The sequence below is a fragment of the Paraburkholderia sp. JPY419 genome, from assembly GCF_050435705.1.
In the GTDB taxonomy this organism is placed as follows: Bacteria; Pseudomonadota; Gammaproteobacteria; order Burkholderiales; family Burkholderiaceae; genus Paraburkholderia; species Paraburkholderia youngii.
The window spans coordinates 1,347,634-1,361,400 of the sequence record NZ_JBNDKV010000002.1 but is presented as its reverse complement, the minus strand read 5'-3'; the positions used below and the strand labels follow the sequence as shown (position 1 = coordinate 1,361,400).

12 protein-coding genes and 1 pseudogene are annotated in these 13,767 nt (G+C 66.0%); 6 read left to right on the top strand and 7 right to left on the bottom strand.

The window, feature by feature from the left end; genetic code table 11:
- The first annotated feature begins 7 nt into the window (after nucleotides 1–7).
- Nucleotides 8–793, top strand: a complete 786-nt coding sequence (locus QFZ91_RS12365) for an IclR family transcriptional regulator (RefSeq protein ID WP_176109458.1) — start codon at nucleotides 8–10, stop codon at nucleotides 791–793.
- 50 nt (nucleotides 794–843) lie between these two features.
- Here the strand turns inward: QFZ91_RS12365 and QFZ91_RS12360 are convergent, their stop codons facing one another.
- Nucleotides 844–1,677, bottom strand: a complete 834-nt coding sequence (locus tag QFZ91_RS12360; RefSeq protein ID WP_176109457.1) for an EAL domain-containing protein — start codon at nucleotides 1,675–1,677, stop codon at nucleotides 844–846.
- 265 nt (nucleotides 1,678–1,942) lie between these two features.
- Here QFZ91_RS12360 and QFZ91_RS12355 point away from each other — a divergent pair, with 265 nt between their 5' ends.
- The 3 genes from QFZ91_RS12355 to fahA all read left to right on the top strand — a co-directional run bounded on the left by QFZ91_RS12355 (nucleotide 1,943) and on the right by fahA (nucleotide 6,002).
- Nucleotides 1,943–3,298 (top strand): MFS transporter, encoded by a 1,356-nt coding sequence (locus tag QFZ91_RS12355; protein WP_429567413.1) that lies wholly within the window; start codon nucleotides 1,943–1,945, stop codon nucleotides 3,296–3,298.
- 62 nt (nucleotides 3,299–3,360) lie between these two features.
- Complete coding sequence (hmgA, locus tag QFZ91_RS12350) at nucleotides 3,361–4,707, top strand: homogentisate 1,2-dioxygenase (protein ID WP_429567412.1); 1,347 nt, start codon at nucleotides 3,361–3,363, stop codon at nucleotides 4,705–4,707.
- Nucleotides 4,704–6,002 (top strand): fumarylacetoacetase, encoded by a 1,299-nt coding sequence (gene fahA / locus QFZ91_RS12345; protein ID WP_429567411.1) that lies wholly within the window; start codon nucleotides 4,704–4,706, stop codon nucleotides 6,000–6,002. The genes hmgA and fahA overlap by 4 nt, the downstream gene beginning before the upstream one ends.
- Nucleotides 6,003–6,108: 106 nt before the next feature.
- Here the strand turns inward: fahA and QFZ91_RS12340 are convergent.
- Nucleotides 6,109–7,642 (bottom strand): annotated as a pseudogene (locus QFZ91_RS12340) (PQQ-binding-like beta-propeller repeat protein).
- Between QFZ91_RS12340 and QFZ91_RS12335 the strand changes: the two are divergent.
- Nucleotides 7,602–7,964, top strand: a complete 363-nt coding sequence (locus tag QFZ91_RS12335) for a hypothetical protein (protein ID WP_429568686.1) — start codon at nucleotides 7,602–7,604, stop codon at nucleotides 7,962–7,964. The pseudogene QFZ91_RS12340 and the gene QFZ91_RS12335 sit on opposite strands and share 41 nt — an antisense overlap.
- Nucleotides 7,965–8,016: 52 nt before the next feature.
- On the opposite strand, the gene QFZ91_RS12330 is transcribed toward QFZ91_RS12335, so the two are convergent.
- From QFZ91_RS12330 to QFZ91_RS12315, 4 genes are all read right to left on the bottom strand, one after another.
- A complete protein-coding gene (locus tag QFZ91_RS12330; protein WP_429567410.1) occupies nucleotides 8,017–9,177 on the bottom strand; it encodes an MFS transporter in 1,161 nt (386 codons plus the stop codon).
- A 58-nt stretch (nucleotides 9,178–9,235) separates the two neighbouring features.
- Nucleotides 9,236–10,393 carry an MFS transporter gene (locus tag QFZ91_RS12325; RefSeq protein WP_429567409.1) on the bottom strand — a complete coding sequence of 386 codons (1,158 nt, stop codon included), beginning with the start codon at nucleotides 10,391–10,393 and terminating at the stop codon, nucleotides 9,236–9,238.
- A 171-nt stretch (nucleotides 10,394–10,564) separates the two neighbouring features.
- Complete coding sequence (locus QFZ91_RS12320) at nucleotides 10,565–10,957, bottom strand: SRPBCC family protein (RefSeq protein ID WP_429567408.1); 393 nt, start codon at nucleotides 10,955–10,957, stop codon at nucleotides 10,565–10,567.
- A 34-nt stretch (nucleotides 10,958–10,991) separates the two neighbouring features.
- Entirely contained in the window at nucleotides 10,992–11,825 is an 834-nt protein-coding gene (locus tag QFZ91_RS12315) for a crotonase/enoyl-CoA hydratase family protein (RefSeq protein ID WP_429567407.1), read from the bottom strand.
- A gap of 142 nt (nucleotides 11,826–11,967) precedes the next feature.
- Between QFZ91_RS12315 and QFZ91_RS12310 the strand changes: the two genes are divergently transcribed.
- A complete protein-coding gene (locus QFZ91_RS12310) occupies nucleotides 11,968–12,546 on the top strand; it encodes a plasmid fertility inhibition factor family protein (RefSeq protein WP_368594991.1) in 579 nt (192 codons plus the stop codon).
- A gap of 44 nt (nucleotides 12,547–12,590) precedes the next feature.
- Here QFZ91_RS12310 and QFZ91_RS12305 read toward each other — a convergent pair whose 3' ends face one another.
- Nucleotides 12,591–13,586, bottom strand: coding sequence for a 2-hydroxyacid dehydrogenase (locus QFZ91_RS12305; RefSeq protein ID WP_429567406.1), 996 nt, complete (start codon nucleotides 13,584–13,586; stop codon nucleotides 12,591–12,593).
- Nucleotides 13,587–13,767 lie beyond the last annotated feature (181 nt).

The following is a 13,767-nucleotide window of genomic DNA, read 5'->3' as shown; positions in this document are numbered from 1 at the left end:
GCACCCTATGACGCTGCCATCCACTTTCTCCGCTCCGCTCGACGAACGCAAATTCGTCGTCGCCCTTGCCCGCGGGCTGGACCTGTTGCGCGCGTTCCGACCGGGCGACACGATGCTCGGCAATCGCGATTTCGTCGAACGCACGGGCTTGCCGAAGGCAACCGTGAACCGGCTCGCCTACACGCTGACCGTGCTCGGCTATCTGCGGCTCGACGAAAGACACGGCAAATATGCGCTCGACGCGGGCGTGCTGTCGCTCGGCTTCGCGCTGCTATCGGGCAGCGACATGCTCGAACTCGCGCGCCCGCACCTGCGCAGTCTCGCGCGCGAGGTCGGCGCGGCGGTTTCGCTCGGGTGCCGGGATGGGCTCGACATGGTGTATCTGGAGACGATTCGCAGCGAGACCGCGTTGACGCTCGGCCTCGCATCCGGCTCGAAACTGTCGATGCTGACGAGTTCGATGGGCCGTGCGTATCTCGCCGTGCAGCCGCTCGACGCGCGTACCGCGTTACTCGCGGAACTGAAAAAAGCGGCAGGCAGGGCAGGGGCGATGCTGGTCGCCGAAGCCGAACAGGAGATCGCCGCGTTCGCGACGGAGCGCTGCTGCTACTCGTTTCGCGCGTGGCATGACGACGTGAACGCGGTCGCGGTGCCGTTTCGCGAGCCGCGCGAAAACCGCTGGCTCGTGCTCAGCTGCAGCGGGCCGGCATCATCGATGGGGGAGGAGGTGTTTCGCGAGAACGTCGCGCCGCGCCTGAAGGCGCTCGCGGCGCGGCTAGGGGAGCCGGGCTGAGGGAAGGCCGGGGCGCCCGGGTCAACCGGCCCACGCCGTGTCACGCCGTGTCACGCCGCCCGGTCGTGATAATGCGCGTTGAACAATGGCCCTTGCACGAACCGCACGTCGTACTGTTGTAGCGCGGAGAACTGCGTCTCGTCCATCACGCGATTGAAAATCAGCGGTACCCGCAGCCGGCCTGCGTAGCCGACGAGCGGCTTCACGGTCGCGTCGCGCAATGCGGCCGCCGCATCCATCTTGATGAAATCGAGCCGCGCGGTTTCCGATACCGACAGGATCTGCCCCGCGTTCGACAGATTGCCCGCCACCTTGAAGCCGTAGTGCTGATAGCTGCGCGTCAGATAGCCCAGAAACGTCTTGTGCGCGACCGCCGCCGCCGGCAGCTCGATGACGATGCGCGTCGGACTCAAATTGAACGACGTCAGCACGCTCGAAAAATGCCGGCCGTGGTCGTACTTCACGCTCTTCAACAGCCTCTCGTGCACGCGTAGAAACAGCAGCCCATGCCGCTGCGGCCCGAAGAAGTTGATTGCGTGCAGCGCGCGCGACATGCGATCCAGCGCGACCAGCTGCTGATCGTCGGCGATGTTGTCGAACGGATCGAACACGTCGAACGGCGGTGCGCCGAGCCGGTGCGTGACCGCCTGGAAGCCGAGCTCGTCACCGAAGCGGTCGACCCCTTCCGCGCCGCATGACAGCGACTGCGCGAGCCCATGCACGCTGATGTCGAAGATCGGCTCGTAGGCGCTCGTGAGCTCGATGCCGTCGAAATGCGCGAGCGCGATGCCGGCGTGCGCGCCTTGTCCCATGGCCAGATGCTCGCCGAGAAACGGGTGATGAGCGGCGCGGGCGATCAGATCGGGGATGGTCGGCGAAATCATGAAGGCGAATGAAAGGCGACGATGAACGCGCACCGGGCGCGTGGCTGCGCGACGCGATGGCCGCATCTATTGATGGTAGCAGTACGCGACCTGCGCAGATTAACAAAATGCTCATAACGTTATTGGCCTAACGCTTATTGGCCGGGGCTCAGCGCGCAATCGCGAGGTTGGCACCCACGCTTCTACGGGTATACGTTATTTTCACTATTCGTAATTAGTTTTACCATTCGTAAAACATGATTCCGCCCAATTCGAGGGATGCCCAATGAGTGACCAACCCGCCGCCAATGTGATCGAAGTCGAGCGCGTGCTTGCCGAAACGCATCGCCCGATTTTTCAGGCGATGCTGCTCGCGCTGTGCGGGCTGTGTCTGCTAATCGACGGCTTCGACGCGCAGGCGATGGGCTATGTCGCGCCCAGCGTGATCGCCGAATGGCACGTCGCGAAAACCGCGCTCGGCCCCGTCTTTAGCGCGAGCCTGTTCGGCATGCTGCTGGGCGCGCTCGGCCTGTCGGTACTGGCCGACCACATCGGCCGCCGGCCGGTGCTGATCGGCGCGACGTTCTTCTTCTCGCTGTCGATGCTCGCCACGCCGTTCGTCGCGACGATTCCCGCGCTGATCACGCTGCGCTTCATCACCGGTCTCGGGCTCGGCTGCATCATGCCGAACGCGATGGCGCTGGTCGGCGAATTCTCGACGCCCGCGCATCGGGTCAAGCGCATGATGTTGGTGTCGTGCGGCTTCACGCTCGGCGCGGCGCTCGGCGGCTTCGTCAGCGCCGCGCTGATTCCGGCCTACGGCTGGCGCGCGGTGTTCTGGGTCGGCGGCGCGGTGCCGTTGCTGCTCGGGTTCGCGATGCTGACGAGGCTGCCGGAGTCGCTGCAGTTTCTGGTGCTGAAAGGGCGCAGTGCGCGCGCAGCGAGCTGGCTGGCGAAGTTCGACCCGGCCTTGCCGATCAACGCGAACACGCGCCTCGTCGTCAGCGAAAAGCGCAACGACGGCGCGCCGGTCGCGGAGCTGTTCCGCGCGGGACGCGGTCCGGTCACGCTGATCCTGTGGGCGATCAGCTTCATGAACCTGATCGTGCTGTACTTCCTGTCCAACTGGCTGCCCACCGTGATGCGCGAAGCCGGCTACACGCCGGGCACGGCGGTGATCGTCGGCACGGTGCTGCAGACGGGTGGCGTGATCGGCACGCTGCTGCTCGGCTGGTTCATCGAGCGCATGGGTTTCGTGCGCGTGCTGTTCGCGTGCTTCGCGGTTGCCACGGTCGCGGTCGGCACGATCGGCGCGGTCGCGCATCTGCTGCCGTGGCTGCTCGTCGTCGTGTTCGCGGGCGGCTTTTGCGTGGTCGGCGGACAGCCGGCGGTCAATGCGCTCGCCGGGCATTTCTATCCGACCGCGCTGCGCTCGACCGGCATCGGCTGGAGTCTCGGCATCGGCCGGATCGGTTCGGTGATCGGGCCGCTCGTCGGCGGACAGCTGATCGCGCTGAACTGGTCGAATGCCGCGCTGTTTCATGCGGCGGCGGTGCCGGTGCTGTGCTCGGCGCTGCTGGTGGTCGTGCTCGCGGGCGCAACGCGGCAACCCAGGCGCGCGTCCGAAGCGGAGCTCGCCTGAGCCTGACTGCAAAGATCACGTAGCACCCGGGAAAGAATCGAGCAACTCGCGGAGAACCTTGTATGGATACCTCGACACGTACGCCGGCCGACCAACGCCTGCGACCTGAAATCGAGCCCGGCTATCAGACCGGTTTCGCCAACGAATTCGCGACCGAGGCGTTGCCGGGCGCGCTGCCGACCGGCCGCAACTCGCCGCAGCGCGCGGCCTATGGTTTGTATGCCGAGCAGATGTCGGGCACGGCGTTTACGGCGCCACGCGGTCACAACCGTCGCTCGTGGCTGTACCGGATTCGCCCGGCGGCGATGCACAAGCCGTTCACGATGATGCCGTCGGAGCGGCTCGTCGCGAACTTCGCCGAGGTGCCGCCGACGCCGCCGAACCAGCTGCGCTGGGACCCGTTGCCGATGCCGGGCGAGCCGACCGATTTCATCGACGGCTGGGTGACGATGGCGGGCAACGGCTCGGCCGAAGCGATGAACGGTTGCGCGATCCATCTATACGCAGCCAACCGTTCGATGCACGACCGTTTCTTCTACGACGCCGACGGCGAACTGCTGATCGTGCCGCAACAAGGCCGCCTGCATATCGCGACCGAAATGGGCCGCGTCGATGTCGAACCGTTCGAGATCGCGGTGATTCCGCGCGGCGTGCGCTTCGCGGTCAGCCTGCCGGACGGCAGCGCGCGCGGCTATATCTGCGAGAACTTCGGTGCGCTGCTGCGTCTGCCGGAACTGGGGCCGATCGGCTCCAACGGTCTCGCGAATCCGCGCGATTTCCTGACGCCGCACGCCGCATACGAAGACCGCGAAGGCGCGTTCGAACTCGTCGCGAAGATGAACGGCAATCTGTGGCGCGCGGACATCGGCCATTCGCCTCTCGACGTGGTCGCGTGGCACGGCAACTACGCGCCGTACAAATACGACCTGCGCCGCTTCAACACGATCGGCTCGATCAGCTTCGATCATCCGGACCCGTCGATCTTCCTCGTGCTGCAATCGCAAAGCGACACGCCGGGCGTCGATACGATCGACTTCGTGATCTTCCCGCCGCGCTGGCTCACCGCCGAAGATACGTTCCGCCCGCCCTGGTTCCATCGCAACGTCGCGAGCGAGTTCATGGGGCTCGTGCATGGCGTCTACGACGCGAAGGCCGAGGGCTTCGTGCCCGGCGGCGCGAGCCTGCACAACTGCATGACGGGCCACGGTCCGGACGCGGACACGTTCGAGAAGGCGTCGCATATCGATACCTCGGTGCCGAAGAAGGTCGACGACACGATGGCCTTCATGTTCGAAACGCGCACGCTGATCAAGCCGACGCGCTTCGCGCTCGAAACCGCGCAACTGCAGGCGCATTACTACGAGTGCTGGCAAGGCCTCGAGAAACACTTCAATCCGGAGCAACGATGAACGCGGTGAACGATCTCCAGGCGACGCTCGATGCGTCGCGCAAGAGCTGGATCGAGTCGGCCAACGTGCCGGCGAGCGACTTCCCGATCCAGAACCTGCCGTTCGGCATTTTCAGCGAGCGTGGCAACGACGCGCGCCGCGTGGGCGTCGCGATCGGCGATCAGATCGTCGATCTCGGCGCGTTGCAGGCAGCGGGTCTGCTGAGCGTGCCGGCGCAGAACGTGTTCGCGCGCGATGCGCTGAACGATTTCATCGCGCTCGGCCGCGACGCATGGCGCAGCGTTCGACTCCAGCTGAGCCAACTGCTCGCGCGCGACACCGCGACGCTGCGCGACGATGCCGCGTTGCGCGCGAAGGTGCTGGTGAGTCAGGCCGATGCCCGTCTGCATCTGCCGGTGCAGATTCCGGGCTACACGGATTTCTATTCGTCGAAGGAACACGCGACCAATGTCGGCTCGATGTTCCGCGATCCGAAGAATGCGCTGCTGCCGAACTGGTCGGAGATGCCGATCGGCTACAACGGACGGGCGTCGTCGGTGGTCGTGAGCGGCACGCCGGTGCGTCGTCCGAATGGTCAGCTGAAGCTGCCGGATCAGGAGCGGCCGGTGTTCGGCGCGTGCCGCAAGCTCGATATCGAACTGGAGACGGGTTTCATTATCGGCGGCGGCAATGCGCTGGGCGAGCCGATCGCGTGCGAGGACGCGGAAGCGCACATCTTCGGCATGGTGCTGCTCAACGACTGGAGCGCGCGCGACATCCAGCAATGGGAATACGTGCCGCTCGGTCCGTTCAACGCGAAGACCTTCGCGACGACGATTTCGCCGTGGGTCGTCACGCTCGATGCGCTCGAACCGTTTCGCGTCGCGCAGCCGGTGCAGGAGCCCGAGCCGCTCGCGTATCTGCGGCATCGAGGAAAGCATGCGTTCGACATTCACCTCGAAGTGAGCTTGCGCGCGCCACGCGCGCGGCAAGCGAGCACGATCGCGCGGACCAACTTCAAATTCATGTACTGGACGATGGCGCAGCAACTCGCGCATCACACGGTGGCAGGCTGCAATACGCGGGTGGGCGATCTGATGGGCTCGGGGACGATCAGCGGGCCGACCGAGGATTCGTACGGCAGCCTGCTCGAACTGACGTGGAACGGCAAGAAGCCGCTGGAGTTGCAGGAGGGCGGTACGCGCACGTTCATCGAGGACGGCGATGAGTTGACGCTGGTCGGCTGGTGCCAGGGCGACGGGTATCGCGTCGGATTCGGCGCGTGTGCCGGAGAGATTCTGCCGGCGCGAGAGTGAGCGCGCGGCAGTCACGAAGAACGAGGGCCGGCAACGAATGCCGGCCCTCGTCGTTGTGCGAGACCGCGGGCGCGCCGTGTCGCAATGACCCGGCGCGTCGTCCGCTTCACCCACCCAGCAGGCCGAACACGGCCACGCCGTTCGTCGTGCCGACATACACCTTGCCGTTCGCGATCATCGGTGTGATGAACTTGTTGCCGGTGCCGAATTGATCGCGCGTGCCCATCTGGTTGCTGTTATAAAGCTCGTTGAGCGTGACCGGGTCGAACGCATGCAGTGCCGCGACGTTGCCGTTTTCGGCGGCCCATACGATGCCATTCGTCGTGCCATTCGCCGAGATGCTCGGCGTCGTGCCGGGATAGGCGAACGTCATCGCGCTTTGCGCGGTTGGGGTGATCGACAGCTTCGCATTGGTCACGGTGAATGCCTTCAGATGATCGCCGACCGAGCCGAAATACACGCGCCCGTTGAAATAGGCGGGCATGCCGAACTCGCCTCCGGCCAGCTGCGCGGGAATCTCCTGATAGATGTTGTCGGTCGTCGGGTTGAACTTGCCCATCGAATCGCGATTCAGCACGTAGATGGTGCTGTCCTTGCCCGCGCCGAGCGTCAGATGCTGCACGACGCCGTTCGCGTCGGTCAGGTCCGGCAGCACCAGTGCGCCGCCGGAGCCGAGGTCGATGTCGTCGTTGGACTCCTGCACGAGGTTCGTCATCGCGAAGTAGTCCGCGACCGACAGGCCGCCCGACGTGCCGAGCTTCAGGAACGTATTGCCGAAGTCGTTGTTGGCCGGAAAGCCGCTCGAGGTCATCGTCGTTTCGAAGGTGCCGTTCGCATCGAGCAGATAGATCGACGAGCCGTCCGACGCCGGTCCCCGCGCCACTCATCCAGATCGCGCCGCCGATGCCGTTAGGCGTCACGTTGAGCACGGTGGTCTGCTGCAACGTGTCGGCGCCGTAGCCCATGATCCAGCCGGTATAGCCGCCGTGGTCGCAGTGCGAGGTCCATGATGTGTAAAGCGTGCTGCCGAGCAATAGCAGCCCCGCGCGCTCCGCGTATAACGACGTGGTGAACGGCAGGACGCCGTTCGTATTGCCCGCGCCAGTGCCCGGGTAAGAGGCGACGGCGACTTCGGTGGGACCGTTCAGCAGTTCGGCGCCGGTCGCGAGGTCGAGCGCGTGAATGCGATGATGGTAGCCGCCGGCCGCGTCCTTCGACATCGCGACGACATAGATCGTGCCGTGCGTGCCGCGCGAACGGTCGATGACCGGTGTCGAGGTGATGCCGATCGTGTTCACGATCTGGCCGCAGCCGAGATCGTCGCTCGGAGTTTCGCCGCTGCCGAGTGTGCGCACCTGCCACAGGGTCGCGCCGGTGTCGGCATCGAATGCGTACACGGTGTCGTTCTCGGTCGCGACGTACAGCACGTTGTGCGTGCCGCCTGCGATCGCCAGCGAAGCGACGAATAGCGGCTGCGCGTCGACCTTGCCGTCGACACTAAAGAAGCCGACCTTGCCGAACTTCGCGGCCGTCACGTTGGCGGGTGTCAGCGTGGTTTCGCCGAGGTTCTGGCCGGTGCGCGCAATGTCGTTGTGATATGTGAGCACGTCCTGCACGGCTGCCGTCGATGTACCGCCCATCGACGTGCCCGAGCCGCTGCCCGAGGTGCCGGTGCCCCCGCTCGTGGTGCCACCGGTGGTGGTGCTGCTGCCGCCGCTTGCCGCGGCTGGGGTCGATGCGCCGGATGAGGCGCTGCCGCCGGCGCTCGTGCCCGTCGGGGCACTGCTGTTTCCGCCTCCGCCGCCTCCACAGTTTGTGGCGACGATCGCGGCTACCGCGATCGCCGTGCCCAACAGGCTGGCACGGAGCAACAAGCGCATCGAGACCATGGCGGACTCCCCGTTGCTTGCGGTGGCACCACAAAATATGGGCCGTGTCGAGTGCCCGCGCAACGTGGGTTGAAGATTATCACCCGGCGTTTAGATCGTAAAAGCCAGCAACTAGCGTCTAATCGTCAACTCGCCGCCCGCAGCGTGATCCGCCGACGCTCCCACCACGCCGTCACCAGAAACGCGAGCGCCGCGCACAACAGCACGCCGATCACCGCATCGTGGCCGACCGTTTTCATCAACGCGCCGGCGACGAGCGGGCCGCCGAAGCTCGCCGCGCTCCACGACGCGCCGACCAGCGAACTCGCCGACACAAGTGCGACACCGCGAAAGCGCTCGCCGCAGGCCACCAGCGACAGCGTGTAGATCGCGCCCGCGGCCGCGCCGAGCACGTACAACAGCGGCCAGCGCAGCCACGGCGAGCCGACTGCCCACGGCAGCAGCGGCAACAACGCGACGACCACGATGCCGCAGCCTATATGCACCCGTTCGCGACCGAGCCGGTCGGCGAGCCAGCCGATCGGAAACTGCATCGTCGTGTCCCCGAGCAGCAGCGCGGACGCGAACAGCACGGCCACTTCGCTCGAAATGCCATGCGACATCGCGAACAGTGGCAGCAGCGATAGCGCGATCGTGTCGAACAGAGCGAAGAAGCCGGTGCCGATCACGAGCGCGGGCATGCGCGGCAGTACGCGACGCCAGCCGCCATGCTCGGCGTGTTCTTCGCTCGATGCATGCGGTGTGGCGCGGATCGCCGCGAGCAGCGGCAGCGCGAGCAGGAAGATCGCGCCGCACAGCAGAAAGCGTCCCTGCGTGAAGCCCGCGATCTGGCTCACCAGCACCGGCCCCGACATCTGGAACAGCGTGAAGTTGGTCGCGTAGATCGCGATCACGCGGCCGCGCGACGCATCGTCGGCGAGCTGGTTGACCCATGCTTCGCCGATCGTGAACAGCAGCATCAGCGCCGCACCGCACAGCACGCGCAGCAGCGCCCATAGCCACAGGTTCGCGGTTAGCTGCATCAACGCGGTCGCGCAGGCCACCACCAGCACCGCGCCGACGATCACCTGACGGCCGCCGAAGCGCGCCGCGATCCAGCCGGCGAGCGGCACCACGGCGAGACCGCCGCCCGCCTGCGCGGCGGTCAACAGGCCGACCACGTCGGTGCCGTAACCGGCTTGAGCGAGCGCGAGGGCGGTGAGGGGAAGGGTGGCGCCGCTGCCGAGTCCGACGACGGCGACGCTCAGGATCAGCGCGAGGAAATCGCGGGTGAGGATGACTTTCATCGGCGGGGATGCTACTACGGGCGGGAACGTTGGGCACCTCGCGGCGCCTGAACCGGCATTACCCCGCCACCACAACCCGCCGCTCGATCGACACCGACCACAACGTCAGCAACAGCGCACCCAGCGCGGTCGCGACGCCGACCCACGGCAGCGTCGTCAGCGGCGCGCCAGCGCCGATCGCCATGCCGCCGAGCCACGCGCCGGTCGCGTTGCCGAGGTTGAACGCGCCCTGATTCAGCGTCGACGCAAGATTCGGCGCATGACTCGCGCGATCGACGATCAGCATCTGCAGCGGCGGCACGATAGCGAATGCGAGCACACCCCACACGAACACGGTCAGCATCGCCGGAATGCGCGCGTGCATCGTGCCCGCGAACACACACAGAATCACGACGATCGCCATCAGGAACGCGACCAGCGACGGCATCAACCGCCAGTCCGCGAGCTTGCCGCCGAGCGTGCTGCCGACCGTCAGACCGAGGCCGAACAGCAGCAGCACCAGCGTGACCGCGTGCGGCGTGAAGCCGGTCACGTCCTCGAGAATCGGCGTGATGTAGGTAAAGGTCGAAAACAGGCTCGCCGACGCAAGCACGCTGATGCCGAGCACCATCAGCACCTGCGGGTTCTTCAGCACGCTGAACTCGCGCATGAGGCTCGCCTTGTGCATCTCGATCTTCGCGGGCAGGCACACCGCGAGCGCGGCCGCCGCCAGCACGCCGATGCCGGTCACGGCCCAGAATGTGGCGCGCCAGCCGACCGCCTGGCCGAGCGCGGTGCCGAGCGGCACGCCGAGCACATTGGCGAGCGTGAGGCCGGTGAACATCAACGCGATCGCCTGCGCGCGGCGATTCGGCGCGACGAGGCCTGCCGCGACCACCGAGCCGATGCCGAAAAACGCGCCGTGACAGAACGCGGTGACGATGCGCGCGGCCATCAGCACCGCGTAACCCGGCGCGATCGCGCACAGCAGATTGCCGACGATGAACACCCCGATCAGGCTCATCAGCGCCTTCTTGCGCGGCATGTTGGCGACCGCGATCGCGACGATCGGCGCGCCGATCGTCACGCCGAGCGCATACGCGGACACCAGCATGCCTGCCGCCGGAATCGACACGGACAGATCGCGCGCGACGTCGGGCAACAGCCCCATGATGACGAATTCGGTGGTACCGATTCCAAACGCGGCAACGGCAAGTGCAAGCAGAGGCAAAGGCATGGCGATGATGGGGGGTGGCGCGTGAAGCGGCGCGAAAAACAGGCGCCGGGCGGGCGTTTCCGGAGGCGGAGACGCTGTCGCCGGATAGGGGAAAACAGTAGGGGATTCTACCTAAGTCAAATCTGCCTTGCAGGCCGTCAGGGCGGCTGTTGTTTTTATGGAAAGCGGCGCTCAGTGTCGCGCCAGGTTGCGCTGCAGCGCCGCGCAGCCCGCATCCACCAGCATTTCGACCACGGTTGCGCGCTCGTCGGGCTTGAAGTCACTGATCCAGATCACGCGGCAACGCGTGGGCGTCTCGGCGACGACCTGCAACGTCGAGTGATGATGCTCGAAGCGTCCGCCGCCCACCGAGTAGGCGAGCCGCAGGTGCGCATCGTCGACGGCGATCACGCGTTCCTCGACCACGGTGCCGTCGGCGAACGTGACCCAGCGCAGCTCGCCTTCCATGCGCGCCTCGGTCAGCACGCCCGCGAACGCGCGGGCAACGTCGGCGGGATCGCGCAGCGCGGTCCATGCATCGGGCGCGGCGGTTTCCACGGCGATTTCCCGGTAGATCGTAGCCATCGCAGTTCCTCTCTTCGTTTCAGGTAAGCATGTCTCAACGATTGGGCGGCGTCGGCTGATCCGCGTCGAACCTGTCGCCATGACGGCCCGCGCCCGACGCAAAGCGCGCCGCGCCCGCCACGCCCTCGGCGAAGACCGCCGCGTAGCCGCCCGCGCCTTCGCGCCGCAACGCCTCGGTGAGATCTTCAAGCGTGCTGTTCTCGAGCACGGAGCGGCGATCGGCGAGCAGCGCCGCCTGCGGAAACGCCGCGAGCTCCGCGGCCAGTTGCTCGGCGGCCGCGCGCGCTTGGCCCTTCGGCACCACGCGGTTGGCGAGCCCGAACGCGAGGGCCTCGCGCGCATCGACCGCACGGCCGGTCAGGATCAGATCGAGCGCGCGCGACAAACCGATCAGCCGCGGCAGCCGGATCGTGCCACCGTCGATCAGCGGAATGCCGACGCGCCGGCAGAACACGCCAAGCACCGCGTCTTCCTCGACGACGCGCAGATCGCACATCGCGGCAAGCTCGAGTCCACCCGCGACCGCATAGCCGGCGATCGCGGCGATCACCGGCTTGCTGAAGCGTGTGCGTGTCGGTCCCATCGGACCCGGGCCGCTGCCGTCGGCGTGCAGTTCGTTGCGGCGCGTGTCGTCGGTGAGTGCGCTCAGGTCGGCGCCCGCGCAAAACGTGCCGCCCGCCCCGAACAGCACGGCCGCGCGCCATGCGGGCTCGGCCTCGAAGCGGCTGAACGCGGCGCTCAATGCGTCGGCCACCTGCCGGTCGACCGCGTTGCGCCGCGCGGGCCTGTCCAGCACGATCGTCGCGACGCCGTTGACGTCATGCGATTCGATTCGCACGTGGCTATTGAAATGTTCGGTGGCTATCATCGTTATGTATACCTGAAGGGTATCTGAAGCGCCGTATTCGCCTGCTGATCAGGCGGTGTCGCCAACCGCTCATGCAGCGCAATTAATCCGGTAGGCCGTCATGTTTTCGTCACATCCGGCTCGTAGCGTGAGCGCTCTATTAATGCGCTGGCGTCCTGCCGCCAGCTTGCCGAGTGTGCCTTTGTCCCTGCCTTTGCCCAATTCATCCCCGGCCTCCGCACCGACCAGCGCCGAAACGGTCTGGATCGTGCCGTTGCGCGAGCATTCGTGGTACGACCATGTGCGTCTGAAGCGCGTCTTCGTGACCGACGGCACGCGTCACCAGGTGGTGCTCGTCGATCTGCGCAAGCTGCTCGTGTGCGCGAATCGCGACAACACCGATTACGTGCTGAAGCCGGTCGCCGAATGGCACGCGGGCAAGGTCCGCGGCATTCGCGAGTTTCTCGATCCCGACAGCGCGCGCATTCCGCAGATGCCCTACGTGACGATCTCCACGCGACGCGCGCCGGGACTGCTCGGCTGGATCGGCATCGAGCGCGAGGGGGTGGTGGCGTTTCGCAACGGCCAGCATCGCGCGCGCTATCTGGCCGAGGCGGGCGCGCGCTGGTGTCCGGTCGAAGTGCACGAGCGCGAGGCGGCATTGCTGCGTGAGCTGTGCGGCGCGGCCGATGATGCCCGCACCGAGATTCGCGCGACCCAACTGGGCGACAGCGACGTCTGACTTTCGCGGTCCCCGGCACCTCGCATAGGCCCCGGTTATCACCGCTACCCCGCCTGCACGACGTTGCGCGGCGTGCCCGCCTGCCACGCCGCGATGTTCGCGAGCGTGGTCTGCGCGATCTCGGTCATCGCCTCGCGCGTGAAGAACGCCTGGTGCGCGGTGACGATCACGTTCGGGAACATCAACAGACGCGCGAGCACGTCATCCTGCAGCGGCAGATTCGAATGATCCTCGAAGAAGATGCCGCCTTCTTCCTCGTACACATCGAGTCCGAGATGGCCTAGCTGGCCGTCCTTCAACGCGCCGATCAGGGCGTTCGCCTCGACGAGCCCGCCGCGCCCAGTGTTGATCAGCATCGCGCCGCGCTTCATCTTCGCGAGCGCGGCGCGGTTGATCAGATGATAGGTGTCGGGCAGCAGCGGGCAATGCAGACTGACGATGTCCGATTCGGCGAGCAAGGTATCGAGCGGCACGTAGCGCGCGCCGAGCGCGATCAGTTCGTCGGCGTGCGGCCCCGGGTCGTAGGCGAGCACCTGCATGCCGAAACCCGCCATGATGCGCCCGAATACCCGGCCGATGATGCCGGTGCCGATCACGCCGACCGTCTTGCCGTGCAGGTCGAAGCCGAGCAGCCCATGCAGCGAGAAGTCGCCTTCGCGCGTGCGCGCGACAGCGCGTGGCAGGCGCCGGTTCAGCGCGAGAATCAGCCCGACCGCGTGCTCAGCGACCGCATACGGCGAATAGGCCGGCACGCGGGCGACCGGCAGGCCGAGCCGCTCGGCCGCGGGGAGGTCGACGTGATTGAAGCCCGCCGAGCGCAGCGCGATCATGCGCGTGCCGCCCGCTTGAAGCCGTTCGAGCGTGGCGGCGTCGACGTTGTCGTTGACGAACGGGCAGACCACGTCGTAGCCATGCGCGAGGATCGCGGTCTCGCTGTCGAGTGGGGACTCCTGGAAATGCAGTTCATAGCCATGCGCGGCATTGGCCTCGGTGAAAGTATCGACGTCGTATTGACGACTGCTGAACAGGATCGTGCGCATATGAGGCTCCGAAGAAGCGTGCTTTAGACGTAATTTGCGAAGTCGGTTTTTCGTAAAAAATAACGTTGACAGGGCTGGCGAACTGCAATATCAAATAACCAGCATTCCGAACAAAGCATGTACAAACATGCGGCAAGAAACTGGCCAAACAGCAGATTAGCTTTTTCACGATGTTAGGCGA